Annotated in this window: 25 protein-coding genes; 10 read left to right on the forward strand and 15 right to left on the reverse strand. The window is 44.3% G+C overall.

What is annotated here, in order from left to right:
* Window positions 1-87 precede the first annotated feature (87 nt).
* Complete coding sequence (locus L3N51_RS04160) at window positions 88-621, reverse strand: hypothetical protein (protein WP_238025668.1); 534 nt, start codon at window positions 619-621, stop codon at window positions 88-90.
* A 72-nt stretch (window positions 622-693) separates the two neighbouring features.
* Here L3N51_RS04160 and L3N51_RS04165 point away from each other — a divergent pair, with 72 nt between their 5' ends.
* The gene (locus L3N51_RS04165) at window positions 694-1005 is read left to right on the forward strand and encodes a hypothetical protein (protein WP_238025669.1); all 312 of its coding nucleotides are present in this window, start codon (window positions 694-696) and stop codon (window positions 1003-1005) included.
* On the opposite strand, the gene L3N51_RS04170 is transcribed toward L3N51_RS04165, so the two are convergent.
* From L3N51_RS04170 to L3N51_RS04180, 3 genes are read right to left on the reverse strand one after another with little or no spacing between them, the layout of a single operon-like run.
* On the reverse strand, window positions 995-1861 hold the full coding sequence (locus L3N51_RS04170; RefSeq protein WP_238025670.1) for a sulfite exporter TauE/SafE family protein: 867 nt from the start codon (window positions 1859-1861) through the stop codon (window positions 995-997). The two genes, L3N51_RS04165 and L3N51_RS04170, sit on opposite strands and share 11 nt — an antisense overlap.
* Window positions 1862-1875: 14 nt before the next feature.
* Window positions 1876-2451 carry a DedA family protein gene (locus L3N51_RS04175; RefSeq protein WP_238025671.1) on the reverse strand — a complete coding sequence of 192 codons (576 nt, stop codon included), beginning with the start codon at window positions 2449-2451 and terminating at the stop codon, window positions 1876-1878.
* The gene (locus L3N51_RS04180) at window positions 2448-2840 is read right to left on the reverse strand and encodes a metal-dependent transcriptional regulator (RefSeq protein ID WP_238025672.1); all 393 of its coding nucleotides are present in this window, start codon (window positions 2838-2840) and stop codon (window positions 2448-2450) included. Before L3N51_RS04180 ends, L3N51_RS04175 begins: the two co-directional genes overlap by 4 nt.
* A gap of 40 nt (window positions 2841-2880) precedes the next feature.
* On the opposite strand from L3N51_RS04180, the gene L3N51_RS04185 reads away from it, so the two are divergent.
* On the forward strand, window positions 2881-4404 hold the full coding sequence (locus L3N51_RS04185) for a cation:proton antiporter (RefSeq protein WP_238025673.1): 1524 nt from the start codon (window positions 2881-2883) through the stop codon (window positions 4402-4404).
* Between the two features lie 55 nt (window positions 4405-4459).
* On the opposite strand, the gene L3N51_RS04190 is transcribed toward L3N51_RS04185, so the two are convergent.
* Together L3N51_RS04190 and L3N51_RS04195 are read right to left on the reverse strand one after the other, a co-directional pair.
* Window positions 4460-5320 (reverse strand): dihydrodipicolinate synthase family protein, encoded by an 861-nt coding sequence (locus tag L3N51_RS04190; protein WP_238025674.1) that lies wholly within the window; start codon window positions 5318-5320, stop codon window positions 4460-4462.
* Between the two features lie 216 nt (window positions 5321-5536).
* On the reverse strand, window positions 5537-6079 hold the full coding sequence (locus tag L3N51_RS04195; RefSeq protein ID WP_238025676.1) for a hypothetical protein: 543 nt from the start codon (window positions 6077-6079) through the stop codon (window positions 5537-5539).
* Between the two features lie 99 nt (window positions 6080-6178).
* On the opposite strand from L3N51_RS04195, the gene L3N51_RS04200 reads away from it, so the two are divergent.
* Window positions 6179-6985: an ATPase gene (locus tag L3N51_RS04200; RefSeq protein ID WP_238025677.1), complete on the forward strand. Its 807-nt coding sequence runs from the start codon at window positions 6179-6181 to the stop codon at window positions 6983-6985.
* On the opposite strand, the gene L3N51_RS04205 is transcribed toward L3N51_RS04200, so the two are convergent.
* Together L3N51_RS04205 and L3N51_RS04210 are read right to left on the reverse strand one after the other, a co-directional pair.
* Complete coding sequence (locus tag L3N51_RS04205; protein WP_238025680.1) at window positions 6978-7559, reverse strand: DUF1641 domain-containing protein; 582 nt, start codon at window positions 7557-7559, stop codon at window positions 6978-6980. The two genes, L3N51_RS04200 and L3N51_RS04205, sit on opposite strands and share 8 nt — an antisense overlap.
* 5 nt (window positions 7560-7564) lie before the next feature.
* Window positions 7565-8794 (reverse strand): NAD(P)/FAD-dependent oxidoreductase, encoded by a 1230-nt coding sequence (locus tag L3N51_RS04210; protein ID WP_238025681.1) that lies wholly within the window; start codon window positions 8792-8794, stop codon window positions 7565-7567.
* A 146-nt stretch (window positions 8795-8940) separates the two neighbouring features.
* On the opposite strand from L3N51_RS04210, the gene L3N51_RS04215 reads away from it, so the two are divergent.
* The gene (locus tag L3N51_RS04215) at window positions 8941-9540 is read left to right on the forward strand and encodes an alpha/beta fold hydrolase (RefSeq protein ID WP_238025683.1); all 600 of its coding nucleotides are present in this window, start codon (window positions 8941-8943) and stop codon (window positions 9538-9540) included.
* The gene (locus L3N51_RS04220) at window positions 9525-10160 is read left to right on the forward strand and encodes a DUF2250 domain-containing protein (RefSeq protein ID WP_238025684.1); all 636 of its coding nucleotides are present in this window, start codon (window positions 9525-9527) and stop codon (window positions 10158-10160) included. The genes L3N51_RS04215 and L3N51_RS04220 overlap by 16 nt, the downstream gene beginning before the upstream one ends.
* Window positions 10161-10218: 58 nt before the next feature.
* On the opposite strand, the gene meaB is transcribed toward L3N51_RS04220, so the two are convergent.
* A complete protein-coding gene (gene meaB / locus L3N51_RS04225) occupies window positions 10219-11163 on the reverse strand; it encodes a methylmalonyl Co-A mutase-associated GTPase MeaB (RefSeq protein ID WP_238025685.1) in 945 nt (314 codons plus the stop codon).
* Window positions 11153-11572 carry a cobalamin B12-binding domain-containing protein gene (locus tag L3N51_RS04230; protein WP_255776126.1) on the reverse strand — a complete coding sequence of 140 codons (420 nt, stop codon included), beginning with the start codon at window positions 11570-11572 and terminating at the stop codon, window positions 11153-11155. The genes meaB and L3N51_RS04230 overlap by 11 nt, the downstream gene beginning before the upstream one ends.
* Window positions 11573-11843: 271 nt before the next feature.
* Here L3N51_RS04230 and L3N51_RS04235 point away from each other — a divergent pair, with 271 nt between their 5' ends.
* Complete coding sequence (locus L3N51_RS04235) at window positions 11844-12062, forward strand: hypothetical protein (protein ID WP_238025686.1); 219 nt, start codon at window positions 11844-11846, stop codon at window positions 12060-12062.
* 399 nt (window positions 12063-12461) lie between these two features.
* On the opposite strand, the gene L3N51_RS04240 is transcribed toward L3N51_RS04235, so the two are convergent.
* Window positions 12462-12860 carry a winged helix-turn-helix domain-containing protein gene (locus tag L3N51_RS04240; RefSeq protein WP_238025687.1) on the reverse strand — a complete coding sequence of 133 codons (399 nt, stop codon included), beginning with the start codon at window positions 12858-12860 and terminating at the stop codon, window positions 12462-12464.
* A 202-nt stretch (window positions 12861-13062) separates the two neighbouring features.
* Between L3N51_RS04240 and psmB the strand changes: the two genes are divergently transcribed.
* The 4 genes from psmB (at window position 13063) to L3N51_RS04260 (ending at window position 16575) form a co-directional block, all read left to right on the forward strand.
* Entirely contained in the window at window positions 13063-13716 is a 654-nt protein-coding gene (psmB, locus tag L3N51_RS04245; protein WP_238025872.1) for an archaeal proteasome endopeptidase complex subunit beta, read from the forward strand.
* 31 nt (window positions 13717-13747) lie between these two features.
* Entirely contained in the window at window positions 13748-14200 is a 453-nt protein-coding gene (locus L3N51_RS04250; RefSeq protein WP_238025688.1) for a YbhB/YbcL family Raf kinase inhibitor-like protein, read from the forward strand.
* Window positions 14201-14266: 66 nt separating this feature from the next.
* The gene (locus tag L3N51_RS04255) at window positions 14267-15247 is read left to right on the forward strand and encodes a replication factor C small subunit (RefSeq protein ID WP_238025689.1); all 981 of its coding nucleotides are present in this window, start codon (window positions 14267-14269) and stop codon (window positions 15245-15247) included.
* Complete coding sequence (locus L3N51_RS04260; RefSeq protein ID WP_238025690.1) at window positions 15244-16575, forward strand: replication factor C large subunit; 1332 nt, start codon at window positions 15244-15246, stop codon at window positions 16573-16575. The genes L3N51_RS04255 and L3N51_RS04260 overlap by 4 nt, the downstream gene beginning before the upstream one ends.
* On the opposite strand, the gene moaC is transcribed toward L3N51_RS04260, so the two are convergent.
* The 4 genes from moaC to L3N51_RS04280 are packed head-to-tail and all read right to left on the reverse strand — an operon-like array spanning window position 16562 to window position 19021.
* Window positions 16562-16990 carry a cyclic pyranopterin monophosphate synthase MoaC gene (moaC, locus tag L3N51_RS04265; RefSeq protein WP_238025691.1) on the reverse strand — a complete coding sequence of 143 codons (429 nt, stop codon included), beginning with the start codon at window positions 16988-16990 and terminating at the stop codon, window positions 16562-16564. The two genes, L3N51_RS04260 and moaC, sit on opposite strands and share 14 nt — an antisense overlap.
* Window positions 16991-17001: 11 nt before the next feature.
* Window positions 17002-17256, reverse strand: a complete 255-nt coding sequence (locus L3N51_RS04270) for a hypothetical protein (protein WP_238025692.1) — start codon at window positions 17254-17256, stop codon at window positions 17002-17004.
* On the reverse strand, window positions 17231-18484 hold the full coding sequence (locus tag L3N51_RS04275) for an ORC1-type DNA replication protein (protein WP_238025693.1): 1254 nt from the start codon (window positions 18482-18484) through the stop codon (window positions 17231-17233). The genes L3N51_RS04270 and L3N51_RS04275 overlap by 26 nt, the downstream gene beginning before the upstream one ends.
* 33 nt (window positions 18485-18517) lie before the next feature.
* Window positions 18518-19021 carry a THUMP domain-containing protein gene (locus tag L3N51_RS04280; RefSeq protein ID WP_238025694.1) on the reverse strand — a complete coding sequence of 168 codons (504 nt, stop codon included), beginning with the start codon at window positions 19019-19021 and terminating at the stop codon, window positions 18518-18520.
* Between the last annotated feature and the right edge of the window lie 95 nt (window positions 19022-19116).

Genomic DNA, 19116 nt, shown 5'->3' on the forward strand with positions numbered 1-19116 from the left:
CGACAAGATATATCTAAAAGGGATTTTAAACTTGAGTAAGTTCAGTTTATCGACCCTCACGTCACTGATCTGATTATGTCGGCGTCATCATTGTACCCCGCCCGGCTGAGGACTCTCATCAACCGGTTTCACCGACTCGAGCCCTGATAAAGGGCGGGGCTTTCTCGCTCTCCTAATAATCCTGTATATATAAGCTATTAAGACCATTTGTCCGAAATCCACTTGTATCGCTGACGCACCATTATACTTTATCAGGAAAAGAAAAGGTAACACAGTTATTTGGGGATGCCAAACTAGCCAAAGTACGTAATAATTGAAGTAGTTTAGGAACACAAATGAGAGTGCAGAGGAATCTATCATGAGGTTCTTGAAAAGGCCCTTAGATCCCCAGAACAGTATACTGGAGACAATGAAAATGAGAAGGTTGATGAATGCAATGAACGAAATCCCTACAGGCACTCCCAGATTGTAATATGCTCCATCAGACGCATAAACTTTAGGCTCGTCAAGCGGTGCCACGCCCCCAAAGGGAAATGTGATCAGAATCAGCGCTATGGCCCCTCCTATGGAGTATAATACATATGTCTTGGTGTTAATATCTTTCCCAGGTTCAGATGTCATGATCAATCTCCTCTAAGCGGATAAATGTAATAGGGACATGAGTTATTTATCCTCTATCCATATTTATGAGACATGTCAATTCCAAAGAAGTTCTATCAACTCCAGGACCTTATCCTGCTTAGGACCTCACTGGAGAAGGTTAAATTACATGTGGATGAAAGAAAGGAAAAAACAGTTTATCAATGGGTTAATAAGGAGCTAACGGAGTTTCAACGTAAACATGATAGGGTAGGTTGCAAGGAGCAGGGGGACGAGATTATCAGGGCCATAAAGGAAGAGAGATGGGATTTAATCAAGAAAAACGTGGATTCTTGTCTGAATTTTCTTAAGGAGGAAATAGAAAAAATGTACAGAGAAATGGCTGATTCTAACGTCAATGTATGAGAAGAAACAATCCCTTGTAATTTTCGACCATGATGTATATTGCCACGGCTATGATGATTAGGGCAAAAGCCTTTCTAAGTGTTCCCCTAGGCAATCTGGAGGCTATAGAGGCTCCTCCGTAACCTCCTAAAATCCCTCCCACTAGATAGAGGATACTTATGACAGGTAGAACGTACCCGTACATGGAGTAGACTGTTGCAGAAGTAATTCCAAAGGTTCCCACAGCAATTAGAGACGTTCCCACGGCCTTAATCATGCAAAGCCCAGTACTGAATAGTAGACCCGGAACAATCAGGAAGCCTCCTCCTATGCCGAAGAATCCGGAGGCGAAGCCCACAAGTAGTCCTGTGGGAATAACTTTGACCAGTGATAGTCTAGCCAGCCCTCCTTCAGAACCGGCTTTTATCCTATCTGCGGACCTTTGCCTCAACATCAATAATGCAACCCCGATCATTAGGATTCCGAAGAAGAATAGCAGGGATTTACCCGGGGTTATATGGCTCACGTAACTTCCCAGCGTAGCTCCTGCCACTCCTGGAATTGTGAACGTTACGCCTTCAAGGATCTTTACGTTTCCCCTCCTGAAATGCATGTAGCTGTTAATATATGCGTTTAGACCCACCGCCAGTGCAGTGGTACCTAGAGCTATATGATCCACGAAGTTAGTATACTCGGCTGCCAGTGCAGGAGAAGAGGAGTATTGGGGAGGGATTGTAGCCAGTCCAACAAAATAGAGAAGGAGCGGAACAGCTAGAATTGATCCACCACCTCCAATCAACCCTAAACTGAATCCCACGAGGACTCCAGCTATAACTGCAAGGAAGTATTGTAAGGGAGAAAGTAGTACTTCAATCATAAACCTTATTCTAGTTAAAACTTTAAAAAGTTTCCTTTGATCAAAATGTAGACCACAATAATAATTGCAGTCGCTATTGCCACTCCATAAAGGTACTTGTCAAGAACCGAAATGATTGCTTGCCACGTGCTTGAGAAGTATATTCCAATATAAACCAGTACGGTATCCCAGATCAGATGCCCCGCGAAGGTGGCAACTATAAAGAGGGGTAACCTCATTTTGCTGAGCCCAGCCGGAAAGGAAATGAGAGCCCTGAACGCTGGAACGAATCTAAAAAGGAACACCGATTGGGTACCGTATCTGGCAAACCATCTTGAGAGGGCATCCAGTTTGTCGGGCGTAAGCTTGAAGAACTTACCATACCTGTGAAGGAAAGGAACCCCAAGTTCCAATGCAATGTAATAATCAATAAGTGATCCAACAAGACTACCCAAGGTACCTATCACAATTCCCAGATATGGATCAAGTAAACCCTTCGTTGAATAGTAACCCACTAGGGGCATCACTATCTCGCTCGGGATAGGAAGTGACATTCCCTCCAAAACCATTAACGCGAAGATGTAAATGTAAGATGGTTGTACGCTTATCACGGAATTCCATTCCCATGTGGGCACTTATTAGGTTTTCCGAGATATTCATATAGCTTCTCTATTATCTCATCTGGAACCTTCAGTTCAAACTGCTTTGAGTAACTGCAGGCAGTCTCTGGATCAATCCCAACCTTGACGAGAAGGGACTCCAGAACCCTGTGGGCTCTTAAGGCCTTTGTTAGGCTTTTCCTACCCTCCTCTGTAATGTAAATATTGTTGTTCTCCTTTGATATTAACCCCTTTCTTTCCAGATGTTTCAGCTCTTCGAAGGCACTTGCTGGCGAGACTTCAATCTGCTTGGCAATGATGGAGAGCTTCCCGGGTTTACCCTTATCGTTAATGTCCTTTATTGCTGAAAGGTAAACAATTTCCCTTTCGCTTATGTCCATCACTCTTATAGTGGTAAAGTAAAGTAAAAAGTCTTTACACATGAATTCAGTTATAGTATCCCTTCTCTACATCGGTATCATGCTTGTATCAGCCAAACTAATGGAGGCTGGGTTCTCTCGACTTGGATTGACTCCTTTCGTTGGTGCCATAGTTGCTGGCATACTTCTGGGCAGAGGCGTTCTCGGGATCATTACACTGAATAACATCATTTCTTTCGTGACCTCGCTTGGAATAGTTTTCCTTCTCTTTCTGGCAGGCGCAGAGGAGTTTGGAGGGGAAATACATTTTGACTCCAGAGTCTTCATCTCTTCCATCGTTCTCCTTACTATTCCTCTACTTGTGGTAACGGCGTACCTATTCGCTGTTCACGTTCCATCACCCCTTGTGATAGTCTTTCCCCTCATAATGACAAGTGTTGGTCCTCTCACCAGGCTGTTGATGGACACGGGACTCGTAAAAACGGACATGGGAAGAAGGTTATTTTACCAGGGTACACTGGTCGAGATAATCTCGGTTATTCTTTTTGCCATAGTGTCCAAGTCCGGTCAGCCAGTACAGGTAATCAGGCAAACACTTGAAATTGTGATACTCTTTCTAATAATTTTCTTTGTAGGCCCCAGGATCGCAAGGGCTTTAGAGGGGATTGAGGGTTTCATAAAGGTAAGGGAAGTGGAACTGGCATTCCTGTTGTCCGTCATAATGGTGACTGGATATATTGCAGAGATATTCGGATTCAACTCAGCCATAGCGGCTCTCTTTCTAGGCTTTCTATTGAGGGATTACCTGAGAGATAGACCAGATTTAAGGGAGAAGATGCATGGGTTAACATATGGTTTCTTCGAGCCGTTATTCTTCGTGAGCATAGGTCTCTATTTTGCGCCATTGAATCTGTATATAGCGTCCGTAGGTTTAACGCTAGCTTTACTGGTCTTTGTCTCAAAGTTCCTTTCAGGATACATCACCTCATTCCTGGTTAAGGAGGATGGAATAGTCAACGGACTGGGTGTAACCACCAAAGGAGGTGTGGATTCCTCTCTGTTGATTTCGGCCCTAGTTTCCGGTTATCTGGGCCAGACGCAGTACTCATACTCAGCGCTGGCAATTACTATGATTGCTCTGGTTGTGCCGTTGCTTTTTAAGGCCAAGGTCAGGGGAGTAGGTGGGGCGGAGGAGAGTAGACCAGGATTTAATCAGAGACTCGGTTCCCTAACCGGGATAACCCCGCTTTATGTTGACGCTGAGACCACGTTAAGGGAGACAATAAACAAAATGACAGAACGGGGCGCCAGAGCCATAATAGTCGTTGATGGGGAGAGGAGGCCCATGGGGCATATAACAGTTCAACAGTTGCTGGAGATAGATCCCTCCATGTACTCCGTTCTAAGGGCGGGAGATCTTGAACTGAATGAAACGGTGATCATGGAAGATACGCAGAGAGTCATTGATGCGCTCAGAAAATTCAGATCTACGGAGAGCGCAGTGATAGCTGTGGTGGATAGGGAGGGAAGGCTAGTTCAGACAATCTATGAAAGGGAGCTTTTGAGAATACTCAACTCACTCTAGGGTCTCTCAGCCGGGAATAATCCTTTCATCCCTCAACCTACATCGATTTCATCATTCAGAGCCCGAACTCCTTTAACGTTGCGTATATTGTCCCTTCACGATTTATATCTTCCTGAAGTGGTTCCCTCACTCTTCCCACGTAGAGCCCCCTATATCTTAGGGCTATCTTCACTCCAGCCGGGTAATCCTCTCCTGATACCGCCGAAGCCAACCTGATAACCTTATGCTGTTCTTCCATGGCTTTCTGAAGGTTACCCTCCTCAAAGAAGGTGAATATATTCCTCACGAACTCGGGAGCGAAATTAGCCACTGCAGTCACCACGCCGTCTCCTCCGTACATTAGCGAGGGCAGAATGAGGTGTTCGGTACCCATGAATATTTCAAACCTGTGATCCTGCTTCAGTCCTGTGTATTCGTGAAAGGAGACCAGGTCGTTCGTGGTGTACTTCATGCCTTGGATTATCCCCTCCTCCGCCATCCTCCTTGTGAGATTTAGGTCAATGTTGTATCCCACGTAACTGGGTATATTGTAAACGTATACAGGAACCCCAATCTTGGAAAGGGATTCGAAGAACTTGAAGAGCCCAAGTTCTGATGGTTTATGATATATGGGAGGAAGGGAGAAAATCTTCGAAGCGCCCATGTCCACTATCTCCCTTGCAAGTTTCACCGAGTTGTCGGTAGACTCTTCATTTATTCCAATTATGGCCTTCTCGCCTAGGATTTCTATTGAGGTCTTGGCAACCGTTAATTTCTCGGTTGTAGTAAGCATCTTGCATTCCCCTGTCGTCCCCATCACCCAAAAACCTGTAACGCCCCTGCTTAAGTCAAAATTGTAAAGGGTTTTCAGACCCTCTAGGTCTAGGTTACCCTTCTCGTCGAAGGGAGTAACATTGGCAACTATAATCTGTTTCATGAGAGTATGTGGAAGCATCGCAAATAATAAGTTGTTGCAGAACAGACCAGAAGAAGGAACCTAATCGGGTTGGTACACGATTATGACTAAAAATAAAGATTAGAGATCTGTGGCTGACAATGTGCCTTTTCATGCCAGCACGATCTGGTGGTTAGGACATGCCCTAGCCTCACAAGTGTAAGAATATTTCAACCCAACTGGGAAACACGATCGAATCTACCTGATAATCACTTCCACATATTCGGTATGACAACTGTCCCAAATCGGTATCCAAAGTTCCCCAGGAGGCACATTATTTAGCTGTAATGTTATATTTATTGAAATGTTATTTTGTGTGAATACCTCCTGGAATTCCAGCACTCTGTAAAATCTATTGTCACCAATCATGTGCACGAAACCGTTACCTTCAAGCGTAACCGTAAAGCTAACCGTGCCGTTTGGTGAAGACGTTACGTTCATGGGATACACATCGATGTTGCTGGGACATCGTGAAAACAAATACTCAGTGCCGTTCATTGGAGCATCATAGAAAGCTGAATTCACGGTACTATAATTCAGGTTCGAAGAATTCCCTGTCACTGCCAGGGGAGTGAAAAGTATCTGGTGCTGACTTCCGCCAAAGTAAATTCCTGTCTCCATATCATCCCTAAATCCCCTATCGTGAAAGGGATAGAAAGGGAGACTGGCTATCATTATGGAAAGGTATGCCAGAGCTACAGCCGTTACGATGCCAGCAAGCATCAGAAGTCCTGTTCTCACAAACCTAAGTTTCCCTCATTGGATTATATACTTAATCCAAATCTACGTCTCTTTTATTATCTGTCTAATGCATTTATTTCCCTGAGACGATTTTCACTCATGAGGCTTCTGATAAATGGGGGCCTACCACATGATTCCGGAAAGACTAGGTTTGGACTCACCCTCATTTCCCTCCTTAAGGAGGTTGGCATAGATCTTTTTCCCTTGAAACCTGTTGCAGGCCATAACGCGTGGTATAGTTACTCAACATTGACGCGGAGCCTAGAACTGGGAATACTTGCGGGTAATGACGCGTTGAGTTATCATGATAGCACAGGAGAGAGAATCGAGGAAATTAATCCATTTGCCGTTCTGCTCTTTCCGGTAGATCCTGAGCGCATTGAGAGAAATTTTCCATACTACCTCTCCTTGATGGACAGGGGCTACCCCGTGATGCTTAGGGTAACAGATGAGAAGAGAAGCGTCTATCTTCAGGGTCCATCCAACCTCATCCCTCAATCTATGGAGGATGTACTGGAGAGGTTGAGCTCGCAATTCAATCCAGTTACCGTGGAAGAACAGGAAGTATGGGGATTTCTGGAGAACGCAGGTAAAATAGTGTATGAGAGCGTTGTCAGGATCCTAGCTCGTCGTAAGGACGTCCTCATAGAGTCCTATAACAATGCTTCCTGTCCTACCTACTACCCACCTGGAATTGATTACGTCATTACAGTTGTCCCTGGAAGGGTTTATGTCTTCGGTGGAAGGGAATACTCCAATTTCCTCAAACTTTCCTCTCTTCCTCCCTGGCTAATCAGATCCGAAGGGGCGTTTAAGTTCCTAAGACCACAGACCTACGCAATTGAGCTGGCAACCTCGCGTAGTTCTGCTCTTATAGATTTTCTAGTGAAAAAGGAGTTTATTTAGTTTTGGCAATTTTCCCAAGCTCTTTTATAATACCAAATAGAAGACCTAAGCCACTTTGCACGTCAGGATCTTTCATCATTCTGTAAATATCTATGACAGACTTAACGGGTTTGTGTTCCTCCTTAAGCGCGTTGCCTACAGCATTTACTAGGTCGAGAGTGCCGTTCCAGTTTTCTATGAGTTGGAGAGTCTTATCGTTCACCAGTGATCCCATTATCTTTCCCAGGGTCTCGGGGTCGTTGAGAATGCCTATTATGGGATCCATGAGACCAGAATTTCTAAGAGATGACAACAATTTAAATACATACTGGAGATCATCAGTAATATCCTTATCCATGAAAATTTTTACTAGAGATCCCAAATTATTCAGTTGTGTTATCATCGAAAGGGTGTTATCGTTGATAATGGACCCCATAATTTTTCCTATTAGTTCCTCATCCTGTAACGCACCGTTCACCAAATCAAGTATGCCCATTCTATCTAAGGTTCCCAGAAGATCCAAGACCCTGTTAATTGTCATTAGGTTGTCTGGGCTCATCAACTTGTCTATGGTCTGAACCTCAAGGGTTTCCACGAGTCTCACCAGCTTCCTAGGAACTTCTCTAGGACCATATCACCCTTAGTCCACATGAAGTACTTGGTGAACAACTCCTTCTTTAGGTGGTTTACTGCCGCAGGTTGGGCCACGGAAACCTGACCGCCGTACCAGGTATCGTCCTTCACAGAGACGGCATACCCTTCAAGCGGGTTATCGGCTACGCACACTATGGTCGGATAATAGGACTCCACCTTCGTATGTATGCCTAGTCTGTTGGCTAGATGCTGGGCAGCAATTCTACCAGTTTGGACTGCTAAGTATCCCAGCTTGGGCACAGTCAAGGCGTTAGAGTCACCCACAGCATAGATGTTATCGTACTTTATGGATTGCATGTTCAGGTCGGTTGGAATAAATCCACCATCGTCTACCAGGTCTTTCGTCGAGGCCTTTAGTGCAGGATTCCCTGTATATGGGGGAAGTAATATACTCAGGTCTGACTCCAGCTTATTACCCTTCTCATCCACTATCTCCTTTTCTCTTAACTCCTTAAGCCTGAAGTTGTGCACTAGCTCTATTCCCAGCCCCTTATAAATCTCAGCAACTGCCTTTCTTGATGCAGGAGAAAGGTCTGAAAGATACTCTCCAGGAGAATATACTGTTATTTTCACCTTGTCCCACATTCCCTTTCTTGTGAAGTATCCGTGAAGCATGAGAGACATTTCGAATACAGGACCCTCACACGCAGAGTCTGCCTGAGGCACAAAGTTCTCTGGAACCTTCGGTTTAGGGTTCTTTCCTTGGTAGAAGGGACCCGACCCAATGGTTATGTGACCTCCCTTGAAGTCCTTCAGTCTGTCCCTTAACTTGACGGCGAACTCAGGCTCGCACACACTATACCCGAACTGATCCCATCCCTTGATGAGCTCCGTTCCTAGATGAGCTCCTATTCCCACCATAAGGTAATCGTACTCTTCCTCTCCCATTCCACCGTCTGGTTTCTTGTAGTAGACTATCCTAGACTCTGCATCTATCTTCTCTACCTTCCCCTGAGAAAATGATATCCCCTTCTCTGGCATTGCACTGGCTAAATCAATTCTGAGCTCCTCTACATCCCTCACACCTATAGCTACGTGGGGTAGAGCTGGCCTGAAATAGGTGAATCTGTCCTGGTTCATTAACTTCACTTCAGCCTTGCTTCCCAACAATCTCTTCGCGTTATAGGCGGCAGTTAATCCGCCGAATCTTCCTCCTAAAACTAGGACCTTTGTCATTTCAGATCTTTTACCGTTTTGTCGTGTCACTTAAAAAACTTTATTTCAATAAATCTGAACAAAATTTCTATTTAATATAGTTAAACTTATTATTTTTTAAGATAAAGTTCAAAAACTTTAAAGCTTCCAATCTGCTATATTACTATATGACCGACGGCTTCGTTAGAGTCAAGGGTATTAAAATTCACTACATTGACAATGATATATCGGAAAGTCCTAGAATAGTCATGTTTCACGGCGCTAGGTTTAACGCTGAAACGTGGAATCAGGTGGGCACGCTGTCACAGCTTAAGGAGTCTGGTATATCAGGAATTGCGGTAGATTTTCCGGGGTACGGAAAGTCTGAGAGAGGTAAATGGGGTGATCTAGGGGAGTTCATAGGAGACTTTCTGGACTCAATGGGTTTGAGAGAACCAGTGCTTCTTGGTCCATCCATGGGAGGCAATGCGGTTCTGAGGTATGCTGTTAATCATGGGAAGTTTTCAGGATTAGTACTCATTGGTCCAGTAGGCGTTGATGATTTGGAAAAGGATTTGGAAAAGTTGAACGGTAAACCAGTACTCCTGATCTGGGGATCGAGGGACACCGTATCTCCCATGGAAAATGCCAAGAAAATAATGAGCAGTGTGAAGAGTGCTAGGCTGGAGATCATTGGGAATCAGCACGCATGTTATTTGGACGATCCGAAGAAGTTCAATGAAACCCTAGTGAAGTTTCTGAATGACCTGAAATGGAACCAGAACTGAAGGACTATCTTAAAAAGCTCATTGAAGACAAGCGATACCTGACGGTTTTACAACATCTAAGGAAGGCAAATGTGGACTACGGCAAGTCCATTATGCTGAATACAAAGATCCCCATTGAGGAAGTAATTCTCATACTCGACAAGTTAGAAAGCTTAGGTTTAATAGAGAGGGTAAAAGGTGCAACCCTGAAGAACACCGAAGCAAAGTTCAAATTGAGCTCAGAGGTGCACAAGCACCATACTTACTATTCATTAACCAGAACAGGGGACCATCTTCTCAGGTATCTTGAGGAAAAGGATCTGATAAATGCCTACATTGAATACCTTCAGGGAGATGAGCTGGGACTGAATATTGTCAGACTTGCAGAGGAATTGAATGCTGATCACGCATTAACTTACGCTAAGCTCACAAAAAAGGACCTGGAGGAGGTTAATTCGAAACTTGAACAACTGGTTAAAATGGGATTATTGGAAGAGGTTAATGCCAAAATTATTAAATTTGGAGACAGAAAATCTAAACCAAAAAAAGAGACAAGAACTCATCACAAATATTATGGCTTGAGTAGAATCGGGGAATTAACTGTTAGGGAAATGAAAAGAAGAGGAATGTTACCGAAATGAGTTTCGAGTAGAATTAACGTTACTAGGTTTAAACCTCAAAATATTTGGAGTGCCCTAACTAAAGTTTCTCCTTCACTTCGTGATATAGCTTGGTGAGTAGTTCATTGATGTAACCTTCCTTAACCAGCTCGTTAATTGTTTCGCTGTTGTTCTCAATGACCTTGGAGGTCACATCGTAAAGTCGCCTTCTCAATAAGAGCTCAACCATCTTGGTCCTTCTGTTCTTAACCCTTTGATCAAACAGACCTCTCTGCCTTAGAAACTCCGCATGTTCCTCAAGGGTATTAACTAGTTCATTTATCCCCGTCTTTTTCAGTGCGCTTACCTTTAGAATTCTGGGCTTCCATTCGTCCCTGAACAGCATTTCCCCACTATCTATAACGAATTTAACCGCATCATATACCGCATCGGCCTCCGGTTTGTCAGCCTTATTTATGGTGTAGATGTCTCCAATCTCCATTATACCTGCCTTGAGAGCCTGGATCTCATCTCCTGTGCCTGGTATAACGAGTACCACTACTGAGTGAGTCACGGACATCACGTCTGTATCAGTCTGTCCAGCTCCTACAGTCTCCACAATTATCCTGTCATATCCTAGCCCATCCAGGGCCTCAGTTAACATTATTGCCTCTGACGAGAACCCTCCCAGATGTCCCCTTGATGCAATACTACGGATGAACACGTTCTTTAGAAGGCTCTTGTCCTGCATTCTTATCCTGTTGCCCATGAACGATCCCATGGATATTGGACTGGAGGGGTCTATCATTATCACGCCAACCCTGTGCCCTGATGCAGTATAGCTTTCAATTAGACTGGAAATTAGCGTACTTTTACCTGCACCGGGTATACCAGTAATCCCCACAGTGTGTGCTTTACCTGAAAGTTTAGCCAATTCACTCAGGTAATTGAGCCCCTTTTCTGTAGCGTATTCTATGTTAGTCAAAACTTTCGATATAGCCAGCTCGTCTCCATTTAACGCCCTATTCAGGAGCTCATCCTTCAACCTTTATACCTCTCTTAGTTGAGGCAAGTTTTGAGACCTTTTGTGCGATTTCTTTCAAACTAGTTCCAGGTAAAAATACTTCGTCCACCCCCATGGCCTTTAGCTTAGGAATGTCCTCAGGCGGGATAACTCCTCCCAGCACGAGACCTACGTCATCTAGGCCTGCCCTTCTCATGGCCTCAACGATCTTCGGCATCAGTTCCAGATGTGCCCCACTCAATATGCTAATTCCAATTACATCAGCATCCTCCTGAATGGCTGTCCTAACTATCTGCTCAGGTGTCTGCCTGAGACCTGTATATACAACCTCCATTCCTGCATCCTTAAGGGCCCTAGCAATTACTTTAGCACCCCTATCATGACCATCGAGCCCAAGTTTGGCTACTACTACTTTTATCCTCTTCTCCATCAGTACTATCATACATTTCAAGTTTAAATAGTTTAAACACTTCTGGAAATGATAATGTTCCCAGAAATTCTTGTTTTATTGTTAGAATAGTGCATAATGTGGCCATGTCGGTAAATTTTAAGTTTCAAGGAATTCGATGCCGAGTCACGAAGCCATGGAACGAATTTATGCAAGTTTGGCGACGCTATGGAATATTGTGGTCTTTATAAAGATTTGAAAACCTCGCCGTTTGCGGCGGAGATGAACGAACGCCGAACAAAACAGATTTAAAATGGGGCCTAGCGTTCTTTACCGCGATCTCAATGCCTCCCTCAACCTCCTCAGGAGGGCAGGGTGGAAGCCATCCGTTGAGCCTGTGGAGATGAGGCTTGCCATGGCAAGCCTAATCCATGAAGCAGGAAGCTCCACCCTTTATGGCGGGGTAGCTTACAGTAAACGATTGAAGGTCAAGAATCTCACCTCCATGAGCAGAACCAGTCTTCAAAATTAGTATATTGACTAGTAAAAATACTGAAAAGTTAAGAAAGAACGATTTGGGCAAATGCTTATTATCGGATTAGGGAGTGAGTAGAAATAGACAGGTAGATGTTTGAGGTTTGGTACGTCACTATTGGTCTTTCAATATTTGCGGCCCTACTTTCTATTCTTACCCTACTTGAGTTCAATCGCCTTAGAACGAGTTTTGGAGGTAAGCTATCTGCAATATTGACTGTATTGGCAGTACTTTTCATCGCTCAAGGGGTTACATATTCCCTCTCATTCTTTATGTGGAGTCACGATAAGGATCCTCTTTATGTCTATCCTTCACTTACAATGTCAATCATAGATGCTCTTTCTATGTCCATTCTATATTACTATCTAGTCAGATATTGAAAGAAGGCTAGAAAGGTTATCTTATTTCGTTGTACTTTCTCACTACATCCACAATAAAAATGCTTGCTGGTATTGCTATAACAATGGAGGAGAAAAGTGTAACAGAATAGGGGTTTATCATGTTGATTACCCAGAGCAATATCAAGGATGCGATAAGAAATGAAGCCATAAACGCTGACCTAGGAATAAGGACATTCATCAATTTTACGAAATCACCTAGTACTAACTTGGTGACCACATATCCGTCATCAGTTTCCTTAACTAAGCCATTCTCCTCGAGTTTCTTCAAATGGTACAGAACAAGTGAAGGAGAGCTCAGCTTCAGTTCTCTCTGAATCTTCCTAAGGGGAACCGGATCCTTCTGCTTCACCAGATAGTAGTATATTTTCCGTCTTGTCCCTGTTAAGCTCTCCATACCTGTAATTGATAATACTATTACACTTAAAACTTTTCTTCGTTTTATCTATATAATTGGCTGATTTTAATCATGTTAGAGAAGATGAGCTTACGCATGTATAAAATAAGTGGTTCAACCTAGTCGTTTCTCCGCACTCATTATCTTTCCTTGGTTAAACAAAGTTTCAAATACGAGGGCTATAAAATAGATGTCGAGTAAAATGGAAGGTTTCGGAGAGTTTGAGAATAGACCTTCGAGGGATAAGATCAAGATTCTTAAAGGTACCACTACTGTAGGTCTGGTGGTCAAAGACGCTGTAATTCTTGCTGCAGATAGGAGAGCCAGCGCAGGGTTCTTCGTTGCAAATAAGATGGTAAGGAAGATAGTATATATAGACGATCGTATTGGTATGACCACAGCTGGTAGCGTGGCCGATCTTCAATTCATCTATAATTACATGAAGAATATCTACCACTATAACTTCATTTCAGGGAATAGACCGGTCACCGTTAAGGCTCTAGCTACGTACCTCACGAACATTCTATCCCAGAACAAATACTTTCCATACTTAGTTCAGATACTAATGGGAGGATATGACACGCAACCTAGACTGTTCAATCTTGACTATCTAGGGGACATGACCGAGGAAACCTACGTAGCAACTGGCTCTGGTTCTCCAGTTGCCATGGGTGTTCTAGAAGATGGTTACAGCCCCGATCTGACGGGAGATCAAGCAATGGACTTAGCAGCCAGGGCCGTTATGTCCGCTATAAAGAGGGACTCCTTTACGGGCACAGGCGTAATTGTGACGAAGATAACAAAGGATGGACATGTGGAGAAGGAGATATATCCTAACAGGAAGGAAGCCATGTAAAGATTTTATACATTAATGTTTACTTTATTTCATGCTTGTTAGTTCGGTATTCAAGAATGAGGAAGTAATTCCCTCCCAGTATACATGTGAAGGAAAGGACGTATCTCCTCCTCTTAAATGGGAGAAAGTTCCCGGTGCCGTCACTTACGCCATAATAGTTGAGGATCCAGACGCACCTGGAGGTACCTTTATTCATTGGGTAATTTACGACGTGAAGAATAACGAGCTTCCAGAGGGAATAGAGAAGAGGGAGAAGACTCAATACGGTCTGCAGGGTGTTAACGACTTTGGAAGGATTGGCTACAACGGTCCGTGTCCTCCAAAGGGTCATGGATATCACAGATATTATTTCAATGTTTACGCTCTCAACACTGAGCTCTCGCTCAGGGCACTCAAGCGGGTATCTGCGGAGGATCTAAGGGACGCTATGGAGGGACATGTCATAGCTGTAGGTAACTTGATGGGTAAATACAAGAGGGATTGACAGTAGATAGAGCTGAACAGGAAGACCGGTTTTTTAATATATGATCTTCCTATTTTACAACTGATAATGATGGATGAAATATTATGGGCCGAGAAATACAGGCCGAGAAGTCTGGATGATATTGTGAACCAAAGGGACATTGTGGAGCGCCTGAAGCATTTCGTCAAGGAGAAGAATATGCCACATCTGCTCTTTGCTGGACCGCCTGGAACAGGAAAGACTACCTCAGCTTTGGCACTGGTTCACGATCTGTATGGCGAAAACTATGAGCAGTATCTCCTCGAACTGAACGCCAGCGATGAAAGGGGTATAGATGTGATCAGGAACAAGGTAAAGGAATTTGCGAGAACCGTCACCCCGGGAAACGTTCCATTCAAAACGGTACTCTTGGACGAGGCTGACAATATGACGGCTGATGCCCAGCAGGCATTGAGGAGAACCATGGAACTTTACACAGAGACCACAAGATTTATTCTAGCTTGCAATTACTTAAGTAAAATCATTGATCCTATTCAGTCACGTACTGCCCTCTTTAGGTTCTATCCTCTCAAAAAGGAGGACGTGATATCAAGGCTAGATTTCATATTGAAGAAGGAAGGGGTACAGTACGATCCAAAGGCACTTGACGTAATATACGACGTTACAAACGGGGACATGAGAAAAGCCATCAACGTACTTCAGGCTGCCTCGGCATACGGTAAGGTAACGCAGGAGTCGGTATTCAAGGTACTGGGACTGGCCCAGCCCAAGGAAGTTAGGGAGATGGTGAAGTCCGCGCTTCAGGGTAGATTCATGGATGCCCGTTCCAAGCTTCTTTCCTTGATAATCAATTATGGTTTATCTGGTGAGGATATTGTCAAACAGGTACACAGGGATATATTCTCCAACGAGTATCAGATACCGGAAGAGCTCAGGGTTCTACTGACGGATTATATAGGAGAGGTCGAGTTCAGGATAATCGAGGGAGCAGATGACGAAATTCAGCTCTCAGCTATGCTAGCCAAACTTGCCCTCCTTGGCCAGAAGTACTTAGGCGAGAAGAAATGACTGTTCCTTGGGTGGTCAAGTATAGGCCAAGGACCCTAGACGACGTGGAAAATCAAGAGGACGTAAAGGAGGAATTAAGGTCCTGGATAGATTCCTGGCTGAAGGGATCTCCCTCATCCACTGCGGTAATGCTGTATGGACCACCTGGTACTGGGAAAACTTCCATGGCCATTGCCCTAGCCAATACCTATAAGCTGGAGCTGGTTGAGACCAATGCCAGCGATACTAGGAATCTCAGTTCGTTGAGATCAATAGTAGAGCGGGCCTCGGTCAGTGGTTCCCTTTTTGGAATAAGGGGAAAGTTAATCTTTCTGGATGAGGTTGATGGAATTCAACCAAAGCAGGATTTTGGAGCTATCTCTGCAATTCTCGAGATACTTAGAAACACAAAGTATCCCATATTGATGGCTGCCAACGATCCATGGAACCCGAATTTGCGCGACCTGAGAAATGCTGTGAAGATGGTGGAGGTAAAAAAACTTGGAAAGATAGCCATGAGGAGATTACTCAAGAAGATCTGTACGGGAGAGAAGATCAAGTGTGAGGACTCCGCGCTGGATGAGATCATCGAGGCGTCGGATGGCGACTCGAGGTATGCAATTAATTTTCTTCAATCCATTGCTGAGGGATATGGTGAGGTTACCGAGAAGCTGGTAAGCGAGCTTGTAAGGAGAAAGGAGAGGGAACTGGATCCCTTTGAGACAGTTAGAAGCGTTTTCTGGGCGAGGTACGGCTGGCAGGCCAAGCAAGCTGTATCTAACTCCCAGGTGGAATATGATCTTCTGATGAGGTGGTTATCCGAGAATATACCTGTGCAATACGAGATGTTAAATGATATATGGAGGGCTTACGACGCCCTGGCTAGGGCATCGATCTTCCTCACTAGGGCAAGGCTCTCCAGCTGGGATATGTTAAGTTACACCTTCGATCTCATGGGTCCTGGGGTCGCAATGGCCGAGGTGGAAAAGAAGAGCCCCTCCTGGAAGGCCAAGTGGAAAAAGTATCAGTTTCCCACCCTTGTACAGCAACTTTACAAATCTAAAAGGACAAGGGACGTTAGGGACCAAATAATAAAGAAGATAGGATACCATCTCCATTCATCGTCAGCGAAGATTTACAACGACGTATTCCCATTCTTTCTTATCACGGCATCAAGGAGCTCAGATGAGATGGCAAAGTACCTGGAACTCACTCCAGAGGAGATGGAGTTTATCTCATCCTCAAAGGTCGAGGAAGGTATAACTAGGGAAACCAGAACCAGCACGCAATCCTCTGAAGGAACCACTAGGTCTAGATCCACTTCTAGGTCGAGGTCTAGGAAATCTTGAGTTTGCTGACCACTTTCACGTCGGTGATAGCGGTGGATGGGTACTGTCCTCTTTCATCCTTCTCATACTTTTTCACCATGTCCCAGATGGTCAGTAGGGCCACCGAAACTGACGTTAAGGCCTCCATCTCCACACCAGTCTTATAATGGGCCATAACCCTTGCTCTAACTCTTATCCCCTCGTTCTCCACTAGGACTTCTATTTCAACCTTCTCAAGTGGTATTGGATGACACAGTGGTAGTAGATCAGGTGTTCTCTTGGCAGCAAGAATACCAGCTGTCTTGGCAATGGTGATAACGTCACCTTTCTCTATTTTACCTTCCCTAACCAGTTGAAGTGTTTCCGGCCTAAGTTTAATGAAACCCTCGGCTACAGCCTCCCTCAACACCACTTCCTTGTTTGAAATATCTACCATTATTGCCTCCTTCAAAGATCCTCAAGTTCCTCAATTAGGTTCCTCAATATTATAACCTTTCTATTGGTCATGTTAATCTTTACAATTTTTACTCTCCCTGAGTCCAGAACCTCCACCAGTCCCTTCCTTTCCATCTCCGCTATTTCCCTCTTGGCTATGTCAAATCTTAGCCTTGACTCCCTAGCCAGAAGACTAATGGGAATTTCTCCCTCCTTTAAAAGGGTTGAAAGTATCCTCAGCCTATACAGGCTCCTCTCTGTTATCAAGTTTCATCCTCAGGTTCCTGGTTATGAGGTCTTCAAAGTCCTGAGTGATGGGAACAGATAGCGATATCAGGGTGGTTCTACCCCTCATCCCTTTACCACTCTGTTGGGTTTCTAGGATTCCCATCAGTTTCATTCTCCTTACGTACTCGTATATCTGAGTATGCCTTCTAGGATCCTCTCCAAGTTCCGTGCACAGTTCAGCGTACTCTTTTTCCAGTTTACCTATTGGCACAGAATCCACTTTTAATCTCTTTTGCAAATTTATTAATGCTTTTAACATGATAAGGAGATGCAGGTCAAGTAACGGAATTTCGTCTAGAATCTCTCCTGCCTCCACATTTATTCTCGAATTGGCCTCCTTGGCATGTTCAACAAGAACGAGGGGAGAGTTCTTCACTTCGGCTATCTTTCCCGCAACTTCCAAGGCCTCAATAGCCAGTCTGGCGTTACCACTACCTCCCTTATCGTGACCGTACAGGTTGGAAATGTAGTCAACGGTGTCCTCTGGAACAACGTTGGGGTAGAATGCCTCATTTACCCTGTCCATGAGTATGTCCTTCAGTTCATAGGACTTGTATGGCTCCAGCCTTATTACGTTCCGTAATATATGATCCCTAATACTTCTGTCCAGCGCGTATAGATTCTGTTCGTCTCTCATGACAAAGATGTAACTGATGTGTCTTGAGGGAGAGGAAAGCTCATCATAAAGTCTCACAAGGAAATAGATGTCCTCGTAAGAGGAGGTATTTATTAAATAATCGAACTCGTCGAGGGTAAGGATGAGGTGAATGTTTCTCTTGGCTAGATAGTCGTGAATTATCTTAAACGCTTCTTGGGAGGAAAGTCCCCTAACCGGGATTGGTAGCTTAAGATGTGATGCTATCTCCATGGTCAATAGATACAGCGTCCTCTGACTATGACAGTTGGCGTGTATATACTCCACTCTCAATCCCCTCTCATTGAACTTTCGCTTTAAGGCGTCTCCAAAGGACTTTGTGGTCACTGTCTTTCCTGTGCCAGTGGGCCCAGACACAACAACTCTGACAGACGTTGATCCCATGTTAGTGCTGAGATCCCTGAATGCGAGGGATAACTCCTTGATCTTCTCTTCCCTGTGGGGAAGCCTGCTAGGTATGTGGTCCGGAGATAATACCTTCTGTTGCTTGAAGATTGTGCTTCCAGATAGGCTGTTCTCTATTATGTCCTCGAGCTTGGTCGTAACTTTCACCTAATCCTAAAATTAGCTGTCATACCTTATATTTTAGCTGAGAGACTTGACCGAAACTTTCTCCTGACCCCTCTTCAAAAGCGAAATGACGGAGATCTGTCTTATTATATTAATTGTAAGCTTTATATCAAAATTTCTCGAATCAATTCTAAACCTGTCCTTCAGGTATCCTCCCACGGCCATCTCAATGGTCCTGCAGTCCAGGTTCCCCGATCTAAGGATGCACTCCACGTAGAGAGATCCGCTTTTATCTTGTAATACAGACAAGGAGGAATTAATTATGTCCCTGTAATCCGATCTAACCACTAGGTCCACGGGGTAGATCTTCTTGGCACATGCGGGAGGAGCTGACATGACCAACCCATAACACTGTATGCTGGACAACTTGGAGTATACCAGCAACACGTTCCTAACGGGCTCTTCAACTCTTACCTCCAGGTCATGGGGAATTAATCTATTCAGGATATCTGTCCTGCACCTGTTCCCCTTGTTGGGTGCTGTGGTGATCAGAAGTCTGATTCCGTCAAATCCTTCCATGAATTACACCACGTTCTGCTCATGCTCAAAATACACTTGTAAAATATTGTTTTCCTTTTAAAGGATGTAACGCCAAAATATCTTAGTGTAGTGGG

The sequence above is a fragment of the Metallosphaera javensis (ex Hofmann et al. 2022) genome, assembly GCF_022064045.1.
GTDB lineage: Archaea > Thermoproteota > Thermoprotei_A > Sulfolobales > Sulfolobaceae > Metallosphaera > Metallosphaera javensis.

Excerpts from the sequence above, each read along its gene's own strand:
- L3N51_RS04160 (WP_238025668.1), bottom strand. The coding sequence starts at position 621 with ATGACATCTGAACCTGGGAAAGATATTAACACCAAGACATATGTATTA.
- L3N51_RS04165 (WP_238025669.1), top strand. The coding sequence starts at position 694 with ATGTCAATTCCAAAGAAGTTCTATCAACTCCAGGACCTTATCCTGCTT.
- L3N51_RS04170 (WP_238025670.1), bottom strand. The coding sequence starts at position 1,861 with ATGATTGAAGTACTACTTTCTCCCTTACAATACTTCCTTGCAGTTATA.
- L3N51_RS04180 (WP_238025672.1), bottom strand. The coding sequence starts at position 2,840 with ATGGACATAAGCGAAAGGGAAATTGTTTACCTTTCAGCAATAAAGGAC.
- L3N51_RS04185 (WP_238025673.1), top strand. The coding sequence starts at position 2,881 with ATGAATTCAGTTATAGTATCCCTTCTCTACATCGGTATCATGCTTGTA.
- L3N51_RS04190 (WP_238025674.1), bottom strand. The coding sequence starts at position 5,320 with ATGAAACAGATTATAGTTGCCAATGTTACTCCCTTCGACGAGAAGGGT.
- L3N51_RS04200 (WP_238025677.1), top strand. The coding sequence starts at position 6,179 with ATGAGGCTTCTGATAAATGGGGGCCTACCACATGATTCCGGAAAGACT.
- L3N51_RS04210 (WP_238025681.1), bottom strand. The coding sequence starts at position 8,794 with ATGACAAAGGTCCTAGTTTTAGGAGGAAGATTCGGCGGATTAACTGCC.
- L3N51_RS04215 (WP_238025683.1), top strand. The coding sequence starts at position 8,941 with ATGACCGACGGCTTCGTTAGAGTCAAGGGTATTAAAATTCACTACATT.
- L3N51_RS04220 (WP_238025684.1), top strand. The coding sequence starts at position 9,525 with ATGGAACCAGAACTGAAGGACTATCTTAAAAAGCTCATTGAAGACAAG.
- L3N51_RS04230 (WP_255776126.1), bottom strand. The coding sequence starts at position 11,572 with ATGGAGAAGAGGATAAAAGTAGTAGTAGCCAAACTTGGGCTCGATGGT.
- L3N51_RS04235 (WP_238025686.1), top strand. The coding sequence starts at position 11,844 with ATGGGGCCTAGCGTTCTTTACCGCGATCTCAATGCCTCCCTCAACCTC.
- L3N51_RS04240 (WP_238025687.1), bottom strand. The coding sequence starts at position 12,860 with ATGGAGAGCTTAACAGGGACAAGACGGAAAATATACTACTATCTGGTG.
- psmB (WP_238025872.1), top strand. The coding sequence starts at position 13,063 with ATGGAAGGTTTCGGAGAGTTTGAGAATAGACCTTCGAGGGATAAGATC.
- L3N51_RS04250 (WP_238025688.1), top strand. The coding sequence starts at position 13,748 with ATGCTTGTTAGTTCGGTATTCAAGAATGAGGAAGTAATTCCCTCCCAG.
- L3N51_RS04255 (WP_238025689.1), top strand. The coding sequence starts at position 14,267 with ATGATGGATGAAATATTATGGGCCGAGAAATACAGGCCGAGAAGTCTG.
- L3N51_RS04260 (WP_238025690.1), top strand. The coding sequence starts at position 15,244 with ATGACTGTTCCTTGGGTGGTCAAGTATAGGCCAAGGACCCTAGACGAC.
- moaC (WP_238025691.1), bottom strand. The coding sequence starts at position 16,990 with ATGGTAGATATTTCAAACAAGGAAGTGGTGTTGAGGGAGGCTGTAGCC.
- L3N51_RS04280 (WP_238025694.1), bottom strand. The coding sequence starts at position 19,021 with ATGGAAGGATTTGACGGAATCAGACTTCTGATCACCACAGCACCCAAC.